The organism is Lysinibacillus sp. UBA6686, from assembly GCF_002455205.1.
Taxonomy (GTDB): Bacteria; Bacillota; Bacilli; order Bacillales_A; family Planococcaceae; genus Lysinibacillus; species Lysinibacillus pakistanensis.
This window is the reverse complement of record NZ_DKJS01000051.1, coordinates 32488-57777: the sequence shown is the minus strand read 5'-3', so window position 1 is coordinate 57777 and position 25290 is coordinate 32488. Positions and strand designations below refer to the sequence as shown.

Annotated in this window: 24 protein-coding genes; 17 read left to right on the top strand and 7 right to left on the bottom strand. The window is 36.3% G+C overall.

Going from position 1 to position 25290, the window contains the following annotated elements; translation table 11 throughout:
- Nucleotide 1: 1 nt before the first annotated feature.
- Together B2R82_RS13425 and B2R82_RS13420 are read right to left on the bottom strand one after the other, a co-directional pair.
- On the bottom strand, nt 2-517 hold the full coding sequence (locus tag B2R82_RS13425; protein WP_283870894.1) for a YjcG family protein: 516 nt from the start codon (nt 515-517) through the stop codon (nt 2-4).
- 83 nt (nt 518-600) lie between these two features.
- Entirely contained in the window at nt 601-1320 is a 720-nt protein-coding gene (locus B2R82_RS13420; protein WP_286925347.1) for an alpha/beta hydrolase, read from the bottom strand.
- A 112-nt stretch (nt 1321-1432) separates the two neighbouring features.
- On the opposite strand from B2R82_RS13420, the gene B2R82_RS13415 reads away from it, so the two are divergent.
- Both B2R82_RS13415 and B2R82_RS13410 read left to right on the top strand, forming a co-directional pair.
- Nucleotides 1433-2014 (top strand): phosphatidylglycerophosphatase A family protein, encoded by a 582-nt coding sequence (locus tag B2R82_RS13415; RefSeq protein WP_283870896.1) that lies wholly within the window; start codon nt 1433-1435, stop codon nt 2012-2014.
- 289 nt (nt 2015-2303) lie between these two features.
- A complete protein-coding gene (locus B2R82_RS13410) occupies nt 2304-2510 on the top strand; it encodes a transcription initiation factor TFIIIB (protein WP_286925346.1) in 207 nt (68 codons plus the stop codon).
- Between the two features lie 220 nt (nt 2511-2730).
- On the opposite strand, the gene B2R82_RS13405 is transcribed toward B2R82_RS13410, so the two are convergent.
- Genes B2R82_RS13405 through B2R82_RS13395 form a run of 3 tightly spaced genes read right to left on the bottom strand, consistent with a single transcriptional unit; the run spans nt 2731 to nt 7486 of the window.
- Complete coding sequence (locus B2R82_RS13405) at nt 2731-4530, bottom strand: ABC transporter substrate-binding protein (RefSeq protein WP_286925345.1); 1800 nt, start codon at nt 4528-4530, stop codon at nt 2731-2733.
- 15 nt (nt 4531-4545) lie between these two features.
- The gene (locus tag B2R82_RS13400; protein ID WP_286925343.1) at nt 4546-6042 is read right to left on the bottom strand and encodes an ABC transporter permease; all 1497 of its coding nucleotides are present in this window, start codon (nt 6040-6042) and stop codon (nt 4546-4548) included.
- 13 nt (nt 6043-6055) lie between these two features.
- The gene (locus B2R82_RS13395) at nt 6056-7486 is read right to left on the bottom strand and encodes an ABC transporter permease (protein ID WP_286925342.1); all 1431 of its coding nucleotides are present in this window, start codon (nt 7484-7486) and stop codon (nt 6056-6058) included.
- Between the two features lie 216 nt (nt 7487-7702).
- Between B2R82_RS13395 and B2R82_RS13390 the strand changes: the two genes are divergently transcribed.
- The 3 genes from B2R82_RS13390 to B2R82_RS13380 all read left to right on the top strand — a co-directional run bounded on the left by B2R82_RS13390 (nt 7703) and on the right by B2R82_RS13380 (nt 11437).
- A complete protein-coding gene (locus B2R82_RS13390) occupies nt 7703-9442 on the top strand; it encodes an ABC transporter ATP-binding protein (protein WP_286925341.1) in 1740 nt (579 codons plus the stop codon).
- Nucleotides 9443-9600: 158 nt separating this feature from the next.
- Entirely contained in the window at nt 9601-10218 is a 618-nt protein-coding gene (locus B2R82_RS13385; RefSeq protein WP_286925340.1) for a thermonuclease family protein, read from the top strand.
- Nucleotides 10219-10588: 370 nt separating this feature from the next.
- On the top strand, nt 10589-11437 hold the full coding sequence (locus B2R82_RS13380; RefSeq protein WP_286925339.1) for a CPBP family intramembrane glutamic endopeptidase: 849 nt from the start codon (nt 10589-10591) through the stop codon (nt 11435-11437).
- A 133-nt stretch (nt 11438-11570) separates the two neighbouring features.
- On the opposite strand, the gene B2R82_RS13375 is transcribed toward B2R82_RS13380, so the two are convergent.
- Nucleotides 11571-12434, bottom strand: coding sequence for a glycine betaine ABC transporter substrate-binding protein (locus tag B2R82_RS13375; protein ID WP_286925338.1), 864 nt, complete (start codon nt 12432-12434; stop codon nt 11571-11573).
- Nucleotides 12435-12774: 340 nt separating this feature from the next.
- Here B2R82_RS13375 and B2R82_RS13370 point away from each other — a divergent pair, with 340 nt between their 5' ends.
- From B2R82_RS13370 to srtB, 8 genes are all read left to right on the top strand, one after another.
- Complete coding sequence (locus tag B2R82_RS13370) at nt 12775-13344, top strand: manganese efflux pump (RefSeq protein WP_286925337.1); 570 nt, start codon at nt 12775-12777, stop codon at nt 13342-13344.
- A gap of 277 nt (nt 13345-13621) precedes the next feature.
- On the top strand, nt 13622-14221 hold the full coding sequence (gene isdC / locus B2R82_RS13365) for a heme uptake protein IsdC (protein WP_286925336.1): 600 nt from the start codon (nt 13622-13624) through the stop codon (nt 14219-14221).
- The gene (locus tag B2R82_RS13360; protein ID WP_286925335.1) at nt 14221-15720 is read left to right on the top strand and encodes an NEAT domain-containing protein; all 1500 of its coding nucleotides are present in this window, start codon (nt 14221-14223) and stop codon (nt 15718-15720) included. Before isdC ends, B2R82_RS13360 begins: the two co-directional genes overlap by 1 nt.
- Nucleotides 15721-15801: 81 nt before the next feature.
- The gene (locus B2R82_RS13355) at nt 15802-17067 is read left to right on the top strand and encodes an NEAT domain-containing protein (protein ID WP_286925334.1); all 1266 of its coding nucleotides are present in this window, start codon (nt 15802-15804) and stop codon (nt 17065-17067) included.
- A 27-nt stretch (nt 17068-17094) separates the two neighbouring features.
- Nucleotides 17095-18006, top strand: a complete 912-nt coding sequence (gene isdE / locus B2R82_RS13350; protein ID WP_376781231.1) for a heme ABC transporter substrate-binding protein IsdE — start codon at nt 17095-17097, stop codon at nt 18004-18006.
- Between the two features lie 96 nt (nt 18007-18102).
- Complete coding sequence (locus tag B2R82_RS13345) at nt 18103-19068, top strand: FecCD family ABC transporter permease (RefSeq protein WP_286925331.1); 966 nt, start codon at nt 18103-18105, stop codon at nt 19066-19068.
- 6 nt (nt 19069-19074) lie between these two features.
- Nucleotides 19075-19845 (top strand): ABC transporter ATP-binding protein, encoded by a 771-nt coding sequence (locus B2R82_RS13340; RefSeq protein WP_286925330.1) that lies wholly within the window; start codon nt 19075-19077, stop codon nt 19843-19845.
- 12 nt (nt 19846-19857) lie between these two features.
- Nucleotides 19858-20628: a class B sortase gene (gene srtB, locus B2R82_RS13335; RefSeq protein ID WP_286925329.1), complete on the top strand. Its 771-nt coding sequence runs from the start codon at nt 19858-19860 to the stop codon at nt 20626-20628.
- Between the two features lie 20 nt (nt 20629-20648).
- On the opposite strand, the gene B2R82_RS13330 is transcribed toward srtB, so the two are convergent.
- A complete protein-coding gene (locus B2R82_RS13330) occupies nt 20649-21233 on the bottom strand; it encodes a hypothetical protein (RefSeq protein WP_286925328.1) in 585 nt (194 codons plus the stop codon).
- 259 nt (nt 21234-21492) lie between these two features.
- Here B2R82_RS13330 and B2R82_RS13325 point away from each other — a divergent pair, with 259 nt between their 5' ends.
- From B2R82_RS13325 to B2R82_RS13310, 4 genes are all read left to right on the top strand, one after another.
- A complete protein-coding gene (locus tag B2R82_RS13325; RefSeq protein WP_286925326.1) occupies nt 21493-22020 on the top strand; it encodes a YceI family protein in 528 nt (175 codons plus the stop codon).
- A 155-nt stretch (nt 22021-22175) separates the two neighbouring features.
- Nucleotides 22176-23102, top strand: coding sequence for an NAD-dependent epimerase/dehydratase family protein (locus B2R82_RS13320; RefSeq protein ID WP_286925325.1), 927 nt, complete (start codon nt 22176-22178; stop codon nt 23100-23102).
- Between the two features lie 266 nt (nt 23103-23368).
- Nucleotides 23369-23680 (top strand): ArsR/SmtB family transcription factor, encoded by a 312-nt coding sequence (locus B2R82_RS13315; protein ID WP_286925378.1) that lies wholly within the window; start codon nt 23369-23371, stop codon nt 23678-23680.
- A 151-nt stretch (nt 23681-23831) separates the two neighbouring features.
- Nucleotides 23832-25004, top strand: a complete 1173-nt coding sequence (locus tag B2R82_RS13310) for an MFS transporter (protein WP_286925324.1) — start codon at nt 23832-23834, stop codon at nt 25002-25004.
- Nucleotides 25005-25290 lie beyond the last annotated feature (286 nt).

The window sequence follows — 25290 nt, the reverse complement described above, 5'->3', positions numbered from 1 at the left end:
CTTACTCAGCTCCAGTCAATCGGAATGTTTCATAAGTTGTCCATGAGCCGTCTTCTAATTGATAAAGTAAATGAATGCGGTCAATCGTATCTTTTTCATCAACGCCCGTCATACGTAATTGTCCAAAAATATCATCGTGCTCAGAGTCCGTCATTTTTTGTGCAATTGTAATATGTGGTACAAAGACATGCTTCGGTTCACCAAATGGTACTTTTTCTTGTATGGCTTGGTTGAATGCTACTAATTGTTCAGTTGGTTCAATGCGGAAATAAATCGCATTGGTTGTTGGGAAAAACGAACTTATGCGTGATGCATGAATGTTTAAAGGTGCATAATTGGCAGTAAGCTCATCTAATTGCTTTACGATGGATTGAATATCTTCTTCCGTAGCATCAAAGCTGTCTTTTAATGTCATATGCGGAGTAATTTGCGCATAATGAGGATCGTAACGTTTGCGATAAGTGTTCGCTAAATCTTGCAATTTTTTTGATGGAAATGCCACAATACCGTACTTCATAGTCCATTACCTCCCGAAAATAAACAATTTTTCTATTTAAGTATAACAGAAATTTTCCTTTTCGTAATTTGAATCGCCTAAGATTAATTGAAATTTTCTATCAATGCACGTCTTAAATCAGGCTTCCAGTATTTCCACGTATGATTGCCTTCAAATTCATCATAAAATGTAGAAAACCCTTTGCTAAGCAAGAGGTTATGCAGTTGACGATTAGGTGTTAAAAAATCTTTTATAGTTTTGTCCATCGTTACAACCTTATCTTCTCCCTTACCAATAATGTGATAGATAGAGATTGCCCCAGGATCTTTAAAATTTTCTACCGCCTTAAGAACATCCTCATCTACATAGGGTGATTGCATGATGACCTTGCCAAAAATACTTGGATATTTTAATGCAGCCATTAAGGAAGCGGTTGCAGCCAGCGAATCACCAATTACTGCACGACTCATTCCCATCTGGTAAGTTGCATATTCAGCATCTAAATATGGCACAAGCTCATGGGCTAAAAAACGTAGATAGGCTTCGTGCTGTTCTCCACTCGGAATATATTTGTGGCGCCGATCCTTAATATCTTTATAAGGAACGAATGCAATAATTAAATTTTCGATTTCATAGTCATCAATCAGTTCATCTGCAAGTTTTGTAATACCTCCAAGCTGGAAGTAATCTTTGCCGTCAGATGCAATCAAAATGTTATATTTATAAAGTGGTGAATAATTAGCAGGAACATAAATATAAAGCTGTAATTCCTCCTGCAATGCTTCACTATAGAACTTTAAATCCTCTACAGTTCCCTTATCCAATGGTGACACTCCTTCTTGTGTTTGTAACAAAATTGTACCATATTACCAAAGTAAAGGTATAATAGGTTGGGCTAGACCTATACTAGCAATAAAAACGAAATGAGGGTTAGTTATGCATGATAAAAGTATTCGAATACACTCTGATGAGGTAGCGAAGGCAGCTCAAGCTGCACTCATTCGTCGCGGTGTATCACTGGAGGATATTGCAGAGATTGTTTATGAAATGCAAAAATCCTATAATGAAGGCTTAACATTAGAGCATTGTGTTCATTCTGTCGAGCGGGTTTTACGTAAGCGTGAAGTTCAACACGCCTTATTAGTGGGCATTGAATTAGATGAACTTGCTGAGAAAAAATTATTATCAGCACCATTACAGCAAATAATTGAATCCGATGAGGGCTTATTTGGTGTAGATGAAACAATTGCACTCGGATCTGTTTTTACATATGGTAGCATCGCAGTAACAACATTCGGACACCTAGACAAGCAGAAAGTTGGTATTATCAAAAAACTAGACACGGAGCCTGGGCACCATGTCAATACGTTTTTAGATGATTTGGTCGGGAGCATCGCAGCATCTGCCGCATCCCGTATTGCACATCGTATGCGCGATTTAGAAGAAGAGGGCGAGACATTTGCAGACATTGAACCCGAGGAACTAGGACCAAAACCAAAATCACATAATGAAATTTAACAAGTGTTTATGAAATACTAAGGAGCCTTCTCAAATTTAATTGAGGAGGCTCTGTTTTAGTATGGTGAAAATTTCACGTTGTATGTTTATTTAAAGGGATAAAAAAGTTGTTTTAAGAATGCAAGATATTCTGTTCAACAATTGGCTATGTTTTTTAGGAAGAGTAAGAACTAGTAGCAGTAAAATGAAACTCTCAAATGTATAAAATGGAACTATTTCACAGGTTATTCGTACTATAGATAGCGGTTTATCAGAAAAATAGTTGTTTCATAAAGGGGAGGGCTTCAATTTGAAAAATTCTACGAAAATCACGGAATGTCCAAAATGTGGTGGGAAGGAGCTGGGGAAAGGCAAGCATAGTGGATATGGAACTATGTACCCAGATGGTAAGATGAGTTTAGGGTCAGATATTGAATATATTATTTGCACAGAATGTGGTTTTATAATCGAGAGCTATGTCAAAAAGCCAGAGAAATTTAAGGGTACACTTTTTTAAGGGAATATCGGAAATAACATAACAAAAATATTGTTGTATGAATATTTCAATATCATTCTAAACATAAAGGAATACCCTTAATGGAAGTTGAAATTAATCAAGTAATGAGAGCTAATTTTGATAATCTCCAAAGTTAAAGAACTATATGTCAAACCCCGTCCTAAATTTAGAACGGGGTTTGAGCTAATTAAATGGCTTATTTAGTTGATAGCTGAAAAATCTACTTTGCATCTTTATATGCTTTTAAAAATTCTTTGACTTTTTCGCTATCAGCCTTAAGCTCTAATCCAGTGTTAACTAATGTTGAAACAGTAGATACAGCGGGTTTTTTATTGCCTTGATAGTAGCTTATAAATTCATCCTGGTTGATCGAGTAAAGTATCGCTTTTCGTAAGTCCACTGAATCCGATACGGCACGTCCTGATGTATTCATTTGTAAATATGCTACAGCGTTACTATCAGCGGTATTTAAAGTTAATTTATTATCAGACTTTACTATATCCAGTTTTGTTTCTGGTACTGTCTGGAGTATATGGATTTCCCCATTACGTAATGCAGATAGGGCACTATCATTATCCGCGATAAAGCGAACATTGATTTTCGCAATTTTTGGTTCATATTCACTACCAACTCGGTATGCAGGATTTTTCACGAATTGTGCTTCATAATCATTTTTCTTCACAAGAATGTAAGGTCCGCTTGCATATAAATGATTGTTATATGTTGCTGTACCCTCTGTTACTGTTGCTTGATCACCATATGCGATATCCTTGTCTGGATCATAGCTAGCTACATCATAAGTATTGATACTTGATACTTGTTTCTCAGATACAATACCGCCAGATTGGTGAGCTAAATAATTTAGCACCTGTGGGAATGGTGTCGGTGTTGTAACTTTTAAAACCTGATAACTACCTGCTGTATTCTTAACAGCGCCTTTATCTTTTGTTAATTTTGTTACAGAAGCAGGCAGGTTTTGAGAAAGGACATCTAAAATAGATTGATCTGATCCTGCCACTTTTTTATTTTGTAATTCAGCTAAGTCTGAAACAATTTCTACAGATTCAATATTTTCATGGATACTATAAGTACGATGATCTGGTACTGATGTTGAATCTTTTGCACGATTTAAGGAGAATACAACATCTTCCCCAGACACCAATTCACCTGTATCAGCGGCAGCACCATCCTTGATAGCTGCAAAGTGAATATCATCACGTAAAATGAAGTAATATTCTTGGTTACCTTCAGCAATTGCATGGTTATAAGATAGTGAACCATCTGACACGACTTCATCTGTATCCGTTAAGTTAACAAGTCGAACATACATATTAGTATTCAATGTATTAATGGAGCCATCATTACCTTTAATCGGATCAAGGGATGTTAAAGAATCTAGTGTTTGGTGTAAAATCAACGGTTCTGTCGCATTTTTAGATGCATCATTAAATGCAATGCTTTCCCAAACTTGTGCACGCGATTTCGGCAAATGAACAGTTTTTGGATTTACTAATTCTGAATAAATACCTTGGTACTTATTGGAAATATATAAAGGGGCAATATATGCCTGATCGAAAACTAATAGCTGTTCTAATTCTTTATATTTCGCTGCAGCTTCATCACCTGTTAATGTACTTGCTTCATCAATTAAAGCATCTAATTTCGAGTCAGCAACAACACTGTAGTCTCCACCCGTTTTAAATAACCCACGTACAGCATAATCAGGATTTCCTGTAACTGTCGTCCAGCTAGAAAGTGCTAAATCGTAATTGCCCGCCTCTTTTTGGGCAGAAAATGAACCATAATCAGGCTGAATGTTAAGTTTTACATCAAAACCATTTTTCACTAATTGATCTCGCACAATATTCATATCCTCTTCAGAAGCGGACATGCCTAAAAGTTCAATTGTTGTACTGCCTTTACCTTTCGAATCTTTACTGCCTTCAACGTCCTTTTTTGTTTGAACACAGCCGGATAGTGCTAATACTGCTATGAATAACAATATAAGTAATCTCTTCATGTAAGAACCTCCATCTTAATTTGTTTTTGGATCTAAAGCATCCCGTAATCCATCCCCTAAGAAATTAAAGGACAGAACGAGCAGCATAATACAAAGACCTGGGAAAATCGCAACATAGGAATGTGTTTCCAGGTACGTACTACCAACCTTTAAAATATTGCCCCATTCAGGGATATGTGGCTCAATGCCAAGCCCTAAAAAGCTTAGACTACTTGTTGAAATTACAGCTCCACCAATTGTTAGTGTGGCTTTAACAATCATTGGTGCTAATGAATTAGGGACGATATGCTTAAAGATGATTGCAGCATCAGAAGCACCTAATGCTCTAGCTGATTCTACAAATTCAAAATTAGCGAGTTGCATAACATTCGCCCGCATTGTACGAGCGTATGTAGGAATAGCTCCAACACTAAGAGCAATGATTAAATTAACCGTATTGGCTCCAAACGCAGCAATTATTGCAATAGCTAGTAAAATACCAGGAATCGCATATAAAATATCAAGGCTACGCATGATGATGTTGTCTGTGGCTTTGCCATAAAAACCTGAAAACGCTCCAAGCACTCCTCCAATAAGTGCTGGAATAATGGTTGAGAAAAAGCCAACAATCAACGATATTTGTGCACCGAAAATAATACGAGAAAATAAATCTCTACCATAATTATCAGTGCCTAGTGGGTATTCCAGTGACGGTGTTTGTAACAAAGCCCCGTAGTTATTTTCGGTAGCCAAATCATAGTCGAATGTCCACGAGCTTGTGACAGATAATGAAAACATTAAAACTATGAAAAATAACCCGAAAACGGCCATTGTATTACGCAAAATCTTTTCCCAAATGCTTTGCCATTTTTCTATGGATGATGGATTTGTCTTTCGTGCCTTTTGAATAAGGCAATAACCTAGTAATGTGGCAAAAAGATTGCCAGTAAAAGTCGCAAATAATAACAATATACCAGGCAACAGCATCCATTTTGGAGCAGATTTTGGTGTAACAAATTTGGTACATAAAATTAGCATTACAATATAAAAGAGTGCAAGGCATAGGAAAAGCCCCATTGCTAGTAAAAAGGTATCAGTCACATACGGCTTAAACAGGTTTAGTGCTGAAATACCTATGATGAATAGTTGTGTAATAAATGCATACGCAGCAAAGGTATATTCAACTGTCTTTTTCTTAGACACAAGCATAAAAGCAAATGACGCTGAGAAAATATTGCCCGTAGCTACTGTTAAAAATAAAGGATATCCAAGGAGACGAGTGCTTTTTGGGATATCTCCCAACTTTGCTAAATTATGTTTGATTCGAACGGTAAGAAAACCGACATAAGCGGTGGTAATCGCATAAATTATAAAAAAGGCACATACAATTGGGCGCCAGCTTTGGCTAGAGAAATTATAGCTATAAGCTAGAAACAATAAAGAGAACAGGAAGGAAAAGACAAATGTAAAATGAGCATTGACATATTCCTGTGTAATCTTCAAGAGTAGTTTGACATGTAAGTTGTTTTTCAAAGATGCTCCCCCTTTAAGACTTCTTCATTTTTGAGCGGATGCGTGGATCGAAAAATGCGTACAGAATATCGATGAAAAGGTTAACAATCGAAATTGTAATAGCAATGTATACGACCCCACCTAGAATCGCTGGGATATCGGGGATAAACTGTTTGTCAACGATATAGCTACCAATACCACTAATATTAAAAACCTTTTCTGTAACAGATGCCCCTCCCAACATGCCGCCGAAGAGAAGCCCGATCACTGTAATAATAGGGATCATGGCATTACGAATCGCATGCTTTGAAATGACTTTAAATTCATTTAAACCTTTAGCCTTTGCTGTAATAATGTAATCCTCATGTATAACCTCAAGCATGCTCGATCTGGTCATACGGGCAATAGAAGCAGTAATGGATGTACCCAAAACAATTACTGGCATAATTAGAGATAACCAGCTTTGCGGATTATACGTAGCTGGTAACCACTGTAGCTTTAGCGCGAACGTCAAAATAAAGATCAAGCCCTGCCAGAAGCTTGGAATGGATAATCCGATTAAAGCGATGAACATAAATGTATAATCCAAATAGGAATTTGGACGAACCGCTGAAATAATGCCAACCGGAATGGCAATAGCAATAGCCATTAACAATGATAGGACAGCAATTTCAAGTGTGATAGGAAATTTATTTGCAATACTATGAGTAATGTCTTCTTTCCCTGCAAAGGAAGTACCTAAATCGAAGGTGAATAGACCAGATAAAGCATTCCACAACTGAGAGAAATAAGGTTGATCTAAGCCGTGAATACGGTTGAAATTTGCAATTTGCTCAGCCGTTGCCTCGACCCCTAGTAAATTTCTTGCGGGATCAAATGGAGACAAATACAAAATTGTAAAAACTAGTGTAGCCACTCCTACAATAACAATGAAGCTTTGTAGTATTCGTTCAATGATGAATTGTATAAATGGATTCGCATATAAAAGGAGTACTACATAAAATAAAGCAGCAGGTAAAAACGTAAAAGTCAGGAATTTTCTATTTTTTAGTTGCTCACTAAAATACTCTAAATAGGAGAGATCCTCTATGCCTTCCTTTAATAACTCTTGCTCAATAAATTGCTGAATTTTTGCTTGGGCTAATTTAGAAGCTGTCTCCTGTATTTGCTTTTCAGATACAGTTTCATGAAAGAAAGTAGCCTTTGCTAATTCTTGTTCTGCAAATGTAGATTGCCATTTTGCCATTAAACCTTTTTCCTCGTAGTACAGCCACCGTTGTTCAAAAGTTTGTTTGTATTGTTGTGATTGTTTTCTTTTTCGATAGAAATAGTATGTAATAGGATGGACCAAGATACTTAAAAGAAAGAGCAACACATTATAGAATTTTTGAGTTTTGAGCTTTTGATAAACCGCGAAAAAGAATACATGTTCTGTAGTTGCTGAATGATTGTTTGATATATGCATGCATTTCCTCCAAACGTAAGTTAAGTAAGGTTTAAGCAATTAAGCTTTCATTACTGATCAGTTTATGCAACATCTTGCTGACTCGTTATAGAATTGATTGTCCTGCTGACTGATTGCGGGATGACATGTCTATATTGTATAATTCCTATCAGTATTGTAAAGTATGGATTATACTTGTACTTAAGTCAATCACAAAATTTAAAAAGGGTGGATGGAATGAGTGAAAAGCTTCTAGAAATCAACAATCTTCGTGTGTCCTTTCTGACAGGAGAGACAGAATTTGAAGCAGTTAAGGGTGTTAGCTTTCATCTAAATAAGGGTGAAACGCTCGGCATAGTAGGAGAGTCAGGTAGTGGAAAAAGTGTTACGGCTCGTTCAATCATGCGGTTATTACCAACCCCCCCTTCATTTTTGAAGTCAGGCAGTATTTTATTTAAAGGACAAGAAATAACCTCTTTAAGTGAAAAGCAAATGGAAGCAATCCGCGGCCAAGATATCAGCATGATTTTTCAAGATCCTATGTCATCCACAAACCCAACTATTCGAATTGGGGAACAAGTAGCTGAAAGTTTAATCAAGCATCAGTCAATGTCCAAAGCTGAGGCTTATAAACAAACAATTGAACTATTAAAGCTTGTAGGTATACGGGAGCCCGAAGAACGTTATAAGCAATATCCACATGAATTTTCGGGAGGGATGAGGCAACGTGTCATGATTGCTATGGCATTAGCCTGCAATCCGTCTTTACTCATAGCAGATGAACCGACAACAGCACTTGATGTAACGATTCAAGCACAAATTTTAAAATTAATGCGCAATATGCAAAAGAAAATGGGTACCTCGATTATTTTGATAACGCATGATTTAGGCGTTGTGGCTGGTATGTGTGATCGACTGATTGTCATGAAAGAGGGAGAGATTGTTGAGCAGGGAACAACAGAGGAAATTTTTTCAAATGCTCAACATCCATATACAAAAAAGCTATTGAATGCTCTACCAAAACTTCATGAGAAAAAGCAGCCAAAACCGAATGTAAATTGGCAAACTAGTAGCAATCAACATAAACCATTAATTGAAGTGACACATCTTTCAAAGGAATTTGAATTAGGTCGTGGTCAAACAGTAAAGGCTGTTAATGATTTATCATTTCATATATACCCTGGAGAAACATTGGGATTAGTGGGCGAGTCAGGCTCAGGCAAATCTACGACAGGACGAACGATTTTACAGCTCCATCAGCCTACATATGGAGAAGTCTTATATCAAGGAATACCCATTACAAGATTAACGAAGAAACAGCTAAAGGCAATGCGGCGTCATATGCAAATTATATTCCAAGATCCATATTCCTCGTTAAATCCCCGAAAAAAAGTCGTCGATATTATTGGGGAAGCATTAGATATTCATAAGCTGGTCAAAACAAATACAGAACGTCAACATCGTGTCGAGGAATTACTTGAGCTTGTAGGCTTAAACAAAAAACATGCAATGCGTTATCCACATGAATTTTCAGGTGGACAACGACAACGTATTGGTATTGCAAGAGCTTTAGCAGTGGAGCCTAATTTTATCGTTTGTGATGAACCACTATCAGCTCTGGATGTTTCTATACAAAAGCAAATTGTTGATTTGTTAAAGGATTTACAGCAGCGACTGGGCTTAACATACTTATTTATTGCCCATGATTTGTCTATGGTGAAGCATATTAGTGATCGTGTAGCGGTCATGTATGGTGGTAAAATTGTCGAGCTTGCAGAAAGTGAAGAGCTCTATGCAAATCCTCGACATCCCTATACACAAGCTTTATTACGCTCCATCCCAATTCCTGACCCAGCAATCGAAAAGCAAAAATATGTGGACACTGAAAATGAAGAAACACAACCAAGCTATGAGATTGAAAATAGTCAGCTTGTTGAGGTATCTCCAAATCATTGGGTTGCTGTTGCAGCTACATAGCTTGAATGTAGAAGCTTGATATTTTACAATAGAAGCAACGTGAAACTTTTAATTGATAGGGTTTCTTCTTTCCTAGAGATAATGAGTGGAGCTAGTTGTACTTTAGGGAGGTTCCTTAAAGTGTAATGTAAGATGAATAGTTGTGAGGGACCTATAACATGAAGATGCAGGATATAAAAACGTTAATAACGAGTGGTACCATCATTTTAGCTGTTGCACTATATATGATTTTTGGTAGATCACCAGCTGAAGAAAAGGATGCAACATCGACAGACCAAAACGGTATCATTTCCATTGAACAGGTTGAAGAAAAAACAGGAAATAAACGTTTTACAGTCGATTTTATTAAAGCATACGATGGCGATACAATTCAGGCGACAATAAATGGCCAGAAGGAAAAAATCCGCTTATTAATGGTCGATACACCAGAAATGAATTACAACAAAGGTGAAGCACAGCCTTTTGCTGAAGAGGCAAAAGACTATACGATTAAATTGTTAGAAAACGCTAAAAAGATTGAAGCAGTTTACGATGTAGGACCAGAAACGGACAATTACGATCGACTGTTAGCCTATGTTTTTGTGGATGATGTGTTATTACAGGAATCGTTATTGAAAGAAGGGCTTGCGGCAGTACGTTTTATCCATAAACCAAATAATACGTTTGAGGATGAATTCAGAGATATTCAACAGGAAGCCGAACAAGAAAAATTAAATATTTGGTCACATGATAATTACTTCCAAAAAGATGGATTCCATCCGGAAGTATTGAAGTAAAGGTTAACAATCAAGGGACAGTCCCAAAAGGCAATGAATAATGCCTTTTGAGGGCGGTCCTTTTTTCGATCGTATGTAGAAATGATGGATAGAATTGCTGAGGGATTGGCGGATAGAGCAGTCGATGTAGCGGATAGAATGATTGAAGTGACGGATAGAGCAGTGAGTCGAATGTGGAATGGATCTTTTAAAATGGGGACATGAGATTTTTTAACAATCTCATGTTTTTTCATCTTTCAAAAAAACAAGCTTGCAAAATTCATGAAATATGTATATATTGTATATAAAGTATATATACAATGTTATGAACAGAGGTACAGAAGTTTTAAAGTACATGTACTTTAAAGTTCTCAGGAAAGGAAATTTATTTATGAAATGGATAAAACTTTTATTAATAGGATGGTTAACGTTAGTTGTTAGTCTATCCCTAGCTTCTCTTTCAGGTGAAATTTCTGCGCAGTTGTTTGATGCATCAAGGGATTTTCAAAATTTTATAAAGGGTCTTGTGATGAGTGGGCTGGTCGTTCCTATTGTTTTGTATTTATATCAGCATGTCTATCGAATGACTGGTAATAAACCCAGTACCCCGGTATATTCATGGAAAAGGCTGTATCACTTTTTTACTGGGGTTTTCTTGGCAATTGCCCTGGCTTCATTGGGTATCATAATTGCTGGTTATCAAGGATGGCTAATCATTGAAGACTGGCATGCCCCTAATCAGTGGTATGGTCCGTTACTGATCAATATTACTTTTGCTTTCTTTTATGAAGCTTTGCCGGAGGAATTGGGATTACGAGGATTATTATATGATGTCTTACGTTATCGATTCGCCACTTGGCTTTCAGTTTTATTGCAAACCCTACTATTTGTATTAGTTACTATTGCAGTTGCCTTGATTCAAGCACTTGTGGGATTAACCCCAGGAGTATCCATTAACATCGGTTATATTATTTTAATTCTATGCTTTGGATTATGTTTGCAGCTACTTCGTCTATGGACTGGGAGTCTTTGGACATCAATTGGTTTTCATCTAGCATATTTAGAAATCATGAGATTTGCCATCTCACCACAGCAATACGGTGTATCACCAATCATAACCTACGACGGATCAATGCCTGAGCTCGGTGCCTTAATCTGTGTCATTATGATGGTTATTGGGGGTATCATTGTCTCACTCGCTATACTAGGTGCTAAGCGTTTTATACAGAAAAGTACATAATTAGCGCGACTTACTACGATTATGACTTAAAACAAATTAAAGAAAGTCGATTCCTTTTTATACAGGGAATCGACTTATTTAGATTATATCTGTTTAGCGAATGTTTTTGGCGTTTTATATGAAACAACTGTAATTATTTTACACCCTTTGACCACTCTGTAACTTTCTCTTCATTATTTTCAATCCATTTTTTTGCTGCCTCTTTAGGATCAGCGCCTTCCATAATATCAAACATCACGCTTTCTATATCTTCAGCAGTCCAGTGGAAGTTTTTAAGAACACTGTATGCGTCTGGATTATCCTCTTTTAATCCTTTACGTGCGAATGTGCCAATATATTCCTCAGCACCATAAATACCTTTCGGATCGTCTAAATATTTTAAATCAAAAGCATTAAAAATCCAGTGAGGGGACCAACCAGTAATAATAATTTCCTCGTTTTTAGCTAGTGCCTGACTAAGTGCTGCAGTCATGGCACCTGCTGATGAGGTAAGGACATGCCAGCCTTCAAGGTTATGATATTCCTTATAAGCATTTTCTGTTGTAGCCATCATATTTGCCCCTGGCTCAATACCTGTAATTGTTTGATTAGCCTCGCTTGTTAAATCTTCAATAGAATTTACATCCATATAACTTGGGACAACTAAGCCAATCTTAGCTCCTGTTAGATTTTTTCCCAAATTTTCAATTTTATTTTTATACTTTTCAACTTGAGGGGCATGCGTTTGTGGTAGCCATGCTGAAACCATACCATCAACCTCACCATTGGCAAGTGCCTCCCACATAATGCCATTGTCAAGAGGGGTTAATGTGACATCGTATCCCAAATTCTCTAAAACTTGTCCTACTACGTGTGTAGAGGCAACTTCAGTATCCCATTCAACGTAGGCTAAATTAATCGCTTTATTTTTGAAGTCATCGCTAGCTGAGCCACACGCTGTTAATAACAGCATGATTCCCAATACAAATCCCCATTTTAATAATTTATCGAACTTCATAAAATCTCTCCTTACTATAAAGTTTTATATTTTAGATAAACTGCATGAATAGTTACTTCTATTAAAATCAAAATAATATAAACTAAAAATTAACAAGTAACAACTTAAAATTAACAAAGAGTTGTTACTTTTGTCAAATCACTAAAATAGAAAGAAATGCAAGCTTACTAGCAACCTAAACTTTTTGTCCATAGGATTTTTAGGAATGAACAGGGAGAAAATTGGGATGGGAGAGATATCTAATGACTCGCCATCAAATGCATTTAGAGAAGCCCAAAAATCAAATTTTTGCCCACATATGATAGGTGAAAATGGATACTTGGGTTTGAGGAGGCTTAGAATGCATTGGATATCCATCATTCTTATTGGTATTGCTGCTAATTTAGATAATTTAGGAATAGGTCTTGCTTACGGTGTGAAACGGGTAAAAATTCCAGCCCTATCTAACGCAGTTATTGCTATTATGTCAATGATTGTCACATTTGTTGCAGTAACAGCGGGGGGTACGATTGTTGAATATATATCCCCTCATATCGCAAATTTGTTGGGGAGTCTATTGCTTTGTACGATTGGATTGTGGACATTAGTGTCTAATCGTTTTTCTCAGCAAGGGATTGCAGAACAGCCTGAATTATTTGATGAGGATAAAAACTATATTATTTCATTTAGAGAAGCAATAACACTTGGTTTTATCTTATCTGCTAACTGTTTAGCAGGGGGTATTGCTATTGGTGCTCACGGTATTTCAGTCATCTGGACAGTGATTTCTATTGGAACATTTTCATTTATTACAGTTGGAATCGGCAGCCATTTCGGAAATTTACTAACTAAAACATTTATTGGAAAATACTCAGCGGCTATATCAGGCTGGTTACTCATAATGATTGGAGTATTGGAAATTTTAGGATAAAAATGGCGATTTAAATAGAATTGTTTAAGGGATATCACAAATTTCCCATGTGATATCCCTTTTATTGTAGAAAATTTGACATATTAAGGACGAATTTGGTTTAGCAGTTGACATACGTTGGTATCAACGATTATTCTTGGAAATAGAAGTGTAATTGAGAATAATTTTCGTTTACGTGAAAATGCTTTCAATCTGAATATTGTGAACGAAAATTTTTTCAATTATAATGTTCTGTGGAAATTAAACGAATATATTCCAATAAGGAGGAGTTCAGCACATGAAGAAATTAATGATGTTCGTCATGCTAGTAATGGTATTTACCTTCAATTTAGGGTTACCACAAGCATCTGCCCAACTATCTGACGGTACTCATTCCATAAAATATCAGGTCAATAAGCCTGAAAGCAACTCGGTGTCCATTGCCAATGATTATTTTGTAAAACCAGCAAAGGTCACTGTGAAAAATGGTACGGCGACAGTTCAAATTACCTTGAAAAATAGTAAATGGATTACTAAATTTCAGCCACCTGGTGGAGCAACTGTAGTAAGTGAAGATAAGGCAGCAGATACTCGAATCGTGCAATTCACAGTGAAAGATTTAACGAAACCTGTTGTGACTTCAATGAAAATTGATATTGATGATATTAATTATCACCATGAATATAGCGTTGCACTAGTTTTTGATGCGGTATCTACTGAAGGCTCAGCAGCGCCAAAAACTAATGATGTAAAAGCTTCAACAAATTCAACTATTGAAAGTCAGGTGCCCAATCCACAAACAAGTGATACAACACCCTATTTATTAATCGTTGCATTAGTGGGATCAGCATTTTTACTTTATAGAAAAAAACTACAATCCAAAACGGAGGGTCAATAATGACTAAAAAACGTCAATCACGCGCAACAAAAATCGTCCTAGCTTCATTGCTAGCAGCATCTTTAACAGTTCCATCATTTGCATCAGCAGCAGAGGTAGTTACGACAAACACGGAAGTAAAGGCAGGGACTACAAAGGCTGAGAAAGCTGATAAGATTGTCAATTTCCAAATCTTTAAACCAGGTACAACCGAAGCTCAACCTGCTATCAGCTCTCATCTTGTCACACAAGGTACAATTGTTGAGAAGGATGGTAAGTTTGAAGCAAAATTAACAGTGGTAGCAAAATCTGCGCCAATGATTGCAGGCTTACAAACTAAACAAGGCGAAAAGTATGTAGATGCTACTGAAGTGAAAAATGAAGATGGTACAATTACATATAGTTTCCCAGTTGTAGCTGATGAGTTGTTAGCTGCAAAAATTCATGTAGTAGCTGAAACACCTCAAGGTACGATGGATAAATGGTATGAATTTGATTTAAAAGCAGTAGAAAATAAAGAAGCAACGACTACAGAAGAAAATGGAAAAACTGAAGAGGTAAAAGAAGAAGTTAAGGAAGAAGTAAAAGAAGTAAAAGAAGAAGTTAAAGTCAATGATGTAGCAATTACTGTTTACAAAAACGGTACTTCTGAAGAATCTATGATGAAGCAATATATTGCACCTAAAGTAGGCATCTCAGTAGTAGACGGTAAAAACATCGTAACGATGACATTCCCGCAAGGTCAATATGTTAAAGGATTTACAGTGGAAGGAAAAAAAGCAACTTTAGTAAGTGAAGACAAAGCAACAAATGCAAGTACGTATTCATTTGAAGTGAAGGACTTAAAGAAACTTGTGAATGCTCAACTGCATATTGTTGTGAATGAGCCAGGCGTGAACTATGATACTAACCACCAAGTACAATTTAGCTTTGCTGTGGAAGGTGCGGTGAAGCCAGTGGTTAATCCATTTAAAGATATTAGCAATGATGGGAATAAAGATGCTATCTTAGCATTATACAGCAAGGGAATTGTGAAGGGGCAAGATAACTTCAAACCATACGACAATATTACACGCTCTCAATTTGCGTTAATGATTGCTCGTGCATTAAATTTATCATCAACAACAGATGCTGGATTTAAAGATACAGCCGCACTTGACGCTGAACGTAAACAAGCAATCAATGCTTTAGCTGAGGCTAAAATTGTTGTGAAAGCGGAGAACTTTAATCCAAATGGGACACTTACTCGCCAGCAGGCTGCTGTAATGATTTACCGTGCTGTAGCACATGTTGCAGGGAAAGAAATGAACTATGGTGACCCAAGCCTATCCTATTATGCTGATGGTGCAACTGTAACAAGCGAAGAAGCAAAAAAAGCATTTGCCTTTTTAAATGAAGGTAAAATTATGACTGGCTCTGCCAATGCTAAAGGTAAAACAGTGATTAATGCAAACAGTCCTTTAAAACGCACACAAATGGCAAAAATTTTAAATGGTGCATTACAATACATGAATAAATAGTACTATTACAGCAACTTCCTTTCTCACTTCTTTGAGGAAGGAAGTTACTGTGCTTTTCAAGAATTTGGGGGGATTTTCATAGTGATTAGCAACAAAAAAATATGCCAAGCATTTCTATTCAGCACTATTTTGCTGATGTTTTTCCCTCCCTTTAATTGGCTTCAGGTCAATGCTGAAGAAACTATAATTGAAAATGGAAGCTATCAAGTTGAACTAAGTTTTTCATCTATAGAAGGATTGGGAGAAAATATTTTTAGCGAAGTGGCGACTCTAGATGTAAAAAATGGTCAGTATAAACTAGAGCTAACACTGGAAAAGCCATGGATTGTAACAGACATCCAAATGAAACAGCTAGATAATGAAATAACTTCCACTGTTGTGCGCGAAAATTTAGTTCAGTTTGATGTCAAAGATATACATGGACCAATTAGGGTAAACGGTGTAATACACACAACTACCGAGGAATCCCTCCCTTTTTCGCAGGAACTCCACATATATGCCCAAACACTTACGCAGCTAAATAAGGAGAATTTTCCAGATACAGATAACGAAAAAACTACTTCGAAAGATACAGTATCTGAGGAACGGACATTGAATTATGTATTGCTGGTAGATGGCAAAAATGAGCCTTCTATAATGAATACCTATGTAAAACCACAGGCAAAGGTAATAGAAAAAGATGGTATATACTATGTCCAAATGACAATATTAAAATCAGCATGGGTAACAGGAATTACTGTAGATCAACAAGGAACTCAGGTAGAACCAAAGCTAGTCTCAATTGTTGATAATGTTAAAATTATTGAATTTGCAGTGAATGATTTTGAGCAACCTATACGTATGTGGGTTAAAGTTGATATTCCTGAGCTTTCTTATTATCATCAATATTTCGTTAATCTAAAGTTTGATCAGCAGCAAGTTGCCAAACTTTTCAGTAAGCCTTTTGAAGTGAAGACTTCTGAACAAGCTAAAGATGTGAAACCACTGGTAGTTGATAAAGAAGTTAAAAAGCAATCTCCAATAGTAATGGTAGAGGAAAGCATATCCAAGCCAGCTCTGTCAACGCTGCCATCCGTTCAGCCAATTATGCCAAAGGAGGAGCAATTAGCATTTGACCGTACACTAGATGCTCCAACTGAAGATGATGTAAAAGAAGAAGCTGAGGAAGCAGAAATAAAGGAAGAAATCACAACTAAAAAACCAATGCGAGATTCAAAAGCTGATCAGCAGCTTGCACAGCTAAACGTAGTAAAGGTTATCTTGCTTATTGGAATTTGTATTTTATCGGGCTTACTGCTCGTTCGCCGTATCAAATATTCTAAAAAAGATGTGACTGAACAGAAATAAATAGGAGATGACAGTATGCAAAAGAAATTGAAATGGTTGCTGTTAATGGCAGCTTTGATGTCATTGTTATTACTAGTTGTTGGCTGTAATGATAGCAGTAATCAAGAAAATAAGGGAGATTCGACCGAAAAAGAACAAGTTTCTGCAGAAGCTACCGAGAAGGATGAACAGCGTATTATTGCTGGTACTGTTGTTATTGCAGAAATTATGGATAAGCTTGGGTTGGACGCTATAGCAGTACCAGAAACGGAGAAAAAATTAGCAAAACGTTTTGAAGGACTACCAACTATCGGTAATGCAATGGAACCGGATATGGAAATTGTGAAATCATTAAACCCGACAGATGTGTTATCAGTATCTACGTTAGAGTATGATTTACAAGATAAATTCAAGCAATTAAATATTCCAGTCAATTTTTTAAACTTTCAAAGTGTAGATGCGATGCTTTCTGAGATTCAAAAACTAGGAGAAAGCTATAAACGCGAAGCACAAGCTGAAGAATTAGTGAAGGAACTCCAAAAAAATATTGAGGCTGTTCAAAATGTAGCTGGCAATAAAGAGGGACCTCGTGTCCTCATTTTACTTGGAATTCCAGGTAGTTATTTAGTGGCAACAGAAAATTCTTATGCGGGCGACCTGGTGAAACGTGCTGGTGGTATCAATGTGATGGAAGGACAGGAAGCTGAATACTTAGCATCAAATACTGAGTATCTCCACAATAGTAATCCTGACATTATTTTACGTTTATCTCACGGTATGCCTGACGAAGTAGTAAAAATGTTTGATGAGGAATTTAAAACAAATGATATTTGGAAGCATTTTAAAGCAGTTAAAAATGGCAAGGTTTACGATTTAGAGGAGGAATTATTTGGCACTACAGCCTCCTTACAAGTACCACAAGCTTTAGGACAACTGATGGAAATTTTCTATCGAGAATAGCAATCTGGAAATGTCGCTCGTATCACAAGCATAGTCTTGTCATAGAGCGCTTTTCTTATAAAATGATGGAATTTGAAATGATAAAGGAAGTCCAATATGACAAAAAAAATAGTTAGTTTTTCACTTGTAATTGTATTATTACTTGTCTCAGCAGTTTATGCAGCGACAACAGGTAGCATTAAGATGGGCTTTTTCGAATTTATTGCAGCATTGTTTGAGGATGGAAATAATCAAATGGAAGCAATCCGTGATTTGCGATTTCCACGCATTATCGTTGCCCTGTTTGCCGGAGCGGCATTATCTGTTTCAGGGGTCCTGTTACAATCTGTGATGCGTAATCCATTAGCAGATGCCGGCGTTATCGGTATATCTTCAGGAGCAGCGTTTGTACAGCTCTTTATAATTTCCTTCTTTCCCGCATTATTTTTCATGACGCCTGTATTAGCCTTTATAGGTGGGGCATTTGCCTGTGCACTCGTATTTGCGCTGTCATGGAAGTCTGGGTTAAGTCCTTTAAAACTCATTTTAGTTGGGATTGCGATTAATGCTATGTTTACAGGACTGACAGAGGCATTTATAAGTCTAGGTGGCTCTTTAAATACGTCAGTCTCGGGTGTTATTGGCTCTAACCTAACAATGCGTACATGGAAAGATGTTTCGACAATTGTTACATATGGTACTGTGGGATTAATAGCAGCTTTCGCGTTGTATAGTTGGTGTAATCTCCTTGTCTTACAAGATAAAACAGCGAAAAGCTTAGGCTTTCCTGTTGCACGTGCTCGACTGATCATTGCTGCTGTAGCAGTATTACTATCGGCTGTTTCTGTTGTCGTAGCGGGCGTTATTTCATTTGTTGGTTTGTTAGTGCCACATATTGCTCGTCGTTTAGTTGGACATGATCATAAAGTGCTGATTCCCTTTACAGCATTAGCTGGAGCATTACTGATATTAGTGGCTGATACGATTGGGCGTACAATAGTAGCTCCTATTGAAGTACCAGCTTCAACCATTATGGCAATTATCGGTGGGCCGTTCTTAATATTCCTATTACGAAAAGAGTGACGAAACATGGACATACAAAATATTATCGTATCACATGATAATACTCGAAATCATTTAGATGGTGTATCAACAATGATTCAAAAGGGAAAAATCACGACGATTATAGGTCCTAATGGCTGCGGAAAATCAACATTATTAAGTGTTTTATCACGCAATAATACGCCAAAGTCAGGGAATGTGTCATTAGAAAACAAGGATTTGCTGCATTACAAATCAAAAGAGTTTGCTAAAAAATTAGCCATTGTTTATCAGCAAAATGAAATTCCAAAGGATTTAACGATTGAAAAATTAGTAAGCTTTGGACGTCTTCCATATCAAACAATACTGAAAAGAAATCAAGAGGAGGACGCTAAAGCTATTGAATGGGCACTTGCTTGTACAAATTTACTTGAAAAACGCAATACCGATTTAGAGGCACTATCAGGTGGAGAGCGTCAGCGCGTATGGATTGCCATGGCTTTAGCGCAGCAATCTGAAATATTATGTTTGGATGAACCAACAACCTATTTAGATATTTTCTATCAAATTGAATTATTAGAGCTTGTAAAAGCATTAAATAAGGAACATGGCTTCACAATTGTTATGGTCCTTCATGATATTAATCAGGCAATTCGTTATAGCGACCAAATTATCTTGATGAAGGCAGGACAAATAGTAGCTGAGGGAGCACCAAGAGAGGTCATTACAAGGGAAGTTATTAAAGAGGTGTATGGGGTCGAGTCGATTTTTCATGAGGATAAGCAGCTAGGATTCTACATGATTCCCCTTGGTATTTAAGTAGGTGACAGTATGAAAAAATGGACTTCTAAGTTATTAACAATTGTATATTTAGCTATATTTCTATTTTCAGGATTTTCTTTAGCAAAGTATTTATACACGTATTATGAAACCTCTAAATCTCTGGAGGAAGTACAAACGATTTATGAATCTTCATTGGCTGCTCATGATAAAGTATCTAAAGAAGAAAAGACTGTGGACCCTCTATCGCCCTATACTATTCGACCACAATTTGATGATTTGCTTGCTGTCAATAAAAATATCGTTGGATGGATTTCTATCGATGGTACAAAGTTAAATAACCCCATTCTTCAAAGTAACAACAATGATTTTTATTTAAATCATAATTTTAAAGATAGAGAAAGCCGTGCGGGGAGTGTCTTTATGGATTACCGCAATGATGTACAGGCTATCAATCGAAATACTATTTTGTATGGTCATGCGATGAAGAATGACACAATGTTTGGCAGTCTCAAAAATTATTTAAAGCAGGACTATGCAGATCGATATCCTATAATTTACTTAGACACATTATATGAAGGATACGATATTGAAGTCTTCGCTGCTTATGAGACAACCATTGATTTTTATTATATTGAAACAGAATTTGAAAGCGATGAGTCTTTTCAAACATTTTTACACGATATTCAAGCACGATCTGTCATTAATATGAATGTAGATGTTGGCCCAGAAGATAAAATACTAACTTTGTCTACATGTAAAGATGCTGTCTTAAGTGATGATCATCGTTTTGTTGTTCAAGGTAAATTAGTAAAACGCTGATAGATAGAAGTTTTCTCAATTTAAATGGGGGAAGCTTCTTTTTGTTTGACGAAATACTTTAGAAATAAGAAAAATGCCCAGGTTGAGATAAAATTGCTCGGGTCACGAGGAAAATCGCTCAGATCGAGCCCGAAATCGCTCAGATCCCAGTGAAACCCGCTCAGGTCAAGCCCGAAATCGCTCGGGTCCCAGAAAAAGTCGCTCAGGTCGAGCCAAGAACAGCTCGGGTCCCATAGAAACCCGCTCAGGTCGAGCCCGAAATCGCTCGGGTCCCAGAGAAAGCCGCTCAGGTCGAGCCAAGAACAGCTCGGGTCCCAGAGAAAGCCGCTCAGGTCGAGCCAAAAACTGCTCAGGTCCCAGAGAAAGCCGCTCAGGTCGAGCCCGAAATCGCTCGGGTCCAAGAGAAAGCCGCTCAGGCCGAGCCCGAAATCGCTCAGGTCCCAGAGAAAGCCGCTCAGGTCGAGCCAAAAACCGCTCGGGTCCCAGAAAAAGTCGCTCAGGTCGGGCCCGAAACAGCTCGGGTCCCATAGAAACCCGCTCAGGTCCCAAACAAAACCACTTGAGCTACTGAAATTCACCCAGCGTAGGAAACTTCCATTACGCAATTAATAAAAACTTTACCATTCATGTTGTATTAGAAAAAGTTAAAATAATTACTTGACGTAAATTATTTATTAATATATAGTAGGTTACATAAAGTAATTGATTACTTTTAGTAACTTTGTGATATAGGATGTACAAATTAGGTAACTACATATGTTTATTCCATAATTTCTTGGGTAACATAATTAATGTAGTTGCTTCATATTTTAACTTATATCTCGAAATCGAGATAAATAACAATTTAATTGGAGGAAATTTAAAATGGCAAAATGGAATATCGATTTAGGACATTCAGCAATTAATTTTCAAGTAAAGCACATGATGGTATCAAAAGTAAAAGGTGTATTTGATAGCTATACAGCAGATATTGAAGCAGCAGATCTTTCAGATTTAACAACAGCAAACATTAGCTTCACAATTGATGCAACAAGTATTAATACACGAAGTGAAGATCGTGACAATCACTTAAAAGCGGCAGATTTCTTTGATACAGAAACATATCCAACAATTACATTTAAATCAACAAATATTACTAAAAAATCAGCTGATCAATACGCACTTACTGGTGATTTAACAATTAAAGATGTAACAAAACCGGTAACTTTCGAAACTGAATTTAATGGAAAAGGGACAAATCCATGGGGCCAAGAAGTCTATGGTTTTGAAGCTGAAACAACAATTAATCGTGAGGAATTTGGTCTTACTTGGAATGCTGCATTGGAAACAGGTGGTGTGCTAGTTGGTAAAGATATTAAAGTGACAGTTGAATTAGAAGTTAATCCCGCATAATTTTATAAACTGTGTCTGAGTAGTATACTTGGACACAGTTTTTTTTGATTCAATGTTCCCCAAATCTATAAATAAAATAATCCATAAATAAGTTGCTTGCATATTTTTAGCAATAATTGCATATAAAACACCATATTGTTTTTGGGGGCGATGGGATGAATGTGTTAGTGACGGGTGGCTATGGTTTTATCGGTAGTGCTGTGGCGAGGCGATTTCATGATGAAGGTGCAAATATATATATCATTGATAATTTAAGCACTGGTCATTTACGCAATGTCGAATTTGAACATAAATCCTATCTTTTGAATGTAGAAGATGAGGTGTGTGAGCATTTCTTTAAGGAAATTGCATTTGATGTTGTTGTGCATTGTGCAGCGCAAACGAGTGTTCAAAAATCAATGCAAGAACCAGTGAAGGATATATTGACGAACATTATCGGGCTTAGTCAGATGCTTTTCTTATCGTCAAAATATAAGGTAAAGCATTTTGTTTTTGCTTCGTCAGCGGCTGTTTATGGAGATAGTCATTATCCGCCACTAGAAGAAACAGATATGAGTGAACCCATTTCTATGTATGGGCTAAATAAAAGCATTGGGGAAACATATTGCGAAAAATGGCAAAAGGATTATGGCTTGCCAACTTTAATTTACAGATTTGCGAATGTATTTGGTCCAAGGCAATATATGCAGGGAGAAGTGGCTGTTATTCCTAGTATGCTAAAAAGCAGTATGGAAGGAAAACCCTTTACGATTTATGGAGATGGGGAACAGACACGTGATTTCATTTATGTGGATGATATTGCAGATGCAATTTATGCTGGTGTTCAAGCGAAATTACAAGGAATTTATAATGTATCAACGAATGAAGCATGGTCAATTCATCAAGTAATTTTATTACTACAGCATTTAAACCATCCATTAGAAATACAATATGCTCCTGCAAGAGAAGGTGATATCGAGCATTCATTTTTAAATAATGAAAAGTTGGCGAAGGCAATAGGGTGGAGACCAAAAACTTCTTTTGCGGAAGGCATAGAGTGTACATTGCAGGTATTACAAAATGAAAAAATAGTGGGAATTTAATAGAAGAGTTATTTTTATTCATTCAACGCCAAGGAAGCTAGGAACCTTGGCGTTGAGGTTTTATTTACATAACTGAAACTTTATTTGAAATTTCTTAAAGCGCTTTGTTTATCTGTTCGACTAATGGTTACAGGATAGAGAGCGTTAAGTAATACTAACACAGTAATAAATCAAAGGTATAAGACTATAAAATTTCTGAATAGACGAATAATATTAATTTTTAAAGCTCCGTTTACAAATCTATAAAAATAGATATAATGAATTTTATGGAACCTTCACAAATCTATAAAGCATTATCAAACGATACAAGACGGCAAATATTATTATGGTTAAAGAATCCAGAGGAATTTTTTGATGAAAAACTTTATTTGCAACAAGGGATTAGTTTTCAAGTTGGAGTATGTGTAAGAGATATTCAATTAAAAGCAGGACTGGCTCAATCGGTTATCTCTAATTATCTATTAACTATGCAACAAGCTGGATTATTACAATCCGAACGTATTGGAAAGTGGACTTATTATCGTAGGAATGAGAAAATCATACAAGAATTTCGAGAGTACGTTCAAAAAGAATTATAAATAGAAAGGAGGATTTCTTTTTTTTCGCTCTACACATCTATATATATAGATGTGTAGATGTATATAAAATTATGGTTTTACATCTATTAATTTTTGTAACAATATTCAACTAATTTTTATTAAATCAATTTAAGATTGGAGATTTTTATAAATGCGAAAAATAAATTCTTTACTTATTTTTATACTAGCAATAGGTGTATTTGGAATTATTACAACAGAAATGAGTATTGTCGGAGTATTACCACAAATAGCTCAAAAATTTGAGGTTTCAACCGCACAAGCAGGTTTGTTAGTAAGTATATTTGCTCTAGTTGTTGCTATCTCTGGGCCATTTTTAATATTACTTGTGTCTGGGATTAATCGTAAGCTACTTTTATTAACAACAATATTTATATTTGTTATTACTAATATTTATTATGCTTATACGACACATTTTGAAATTATGCTTATTTTCCGTATTATACCTGCGGCACTTCACCCTCTATTCTTTTCAATAGCTCTTGTAACTGCAGCTAATCTTGTTCCTCCAGAAAAAAGCAGTCGAGCAGTTACCAAAGTTTTCATGGGAATTACGGTTGGCTTTGCTTTAGGTGTACCATTAACTTCTTATCTTACAGAACAGTTTTCATTAGAAATTGCTTTCTTGTTTGGAGCGATTGTAAATGCTGTAGCTTTTATAGGAATATTAATTTTGCTACCCTCTATGCCTGTTAAAGAAAAAATGTCTTTTGGCAAGCAAGTCGGTATATTACGAAAAACAGAATTATGGTTAAATATAGGAGCTGTTGTATTTATTTTTGCAGCTATGTTTTCGGTATACAGTTATTTTGCTGAATATCTTGCAAAAGTCACTCATATGAATGGCTCCTTGATTAGTATTATGTTGCTAATATTTGGTGTAATTATGATTTTAGGTAATTCTTTATTTGGATTTCTTTTACAAATAAACATGTTGAAAACTGTAATATTTTTTCCAGTACTATATTTATTCGTTTACTTATTCGTTTATTATTTAGGTTCTTATTTTGTTCCAATGATTTTTATGGTATTCATTTGGGGAATCGTACATTCTGGCGGTTTAATCATTAGTCAGGCATGGTTAATAAGTGAAGCTAAAGAAGCCCCTGAATTTGGTAATAGCCTATTTGTTTCATTTTCAAATCTTGGAATAACTTTAGGAACATCTTTTGGCGGTTGGTTTATATCTCAATTAGGAATTCATCAACTTATTTGGAGCGGCATTATTTTTTCACTACTTTCTTTTGTATTGATATTAATAAAAATAAAACTTTTCAACTCTAGTATTCTATCGCCATCAAATTAAAATAATTGGGAGACCCAGTACGGAGCGAATGTATTTTGTGCGAAGGCGATGCGACAGCAACAATAATGCGGAGGAAGCGGCTCGTTCGCTCGTAGGACAGCGATTAGCCTGTAGCGGAAATCATCGTCTTCCAATTAATAAAAATGGTTAATGTATTGTTTGTTCCACGAAAAACGAGAAACTTTAAACTTATAGCGTTTTATAGTCTCTGAAGTTGGCGAAATAAATGCGGATGTGGTTCCTTTTCAGTGGGGGTCCAAACACCTACTGAATGAAGATACAGCCT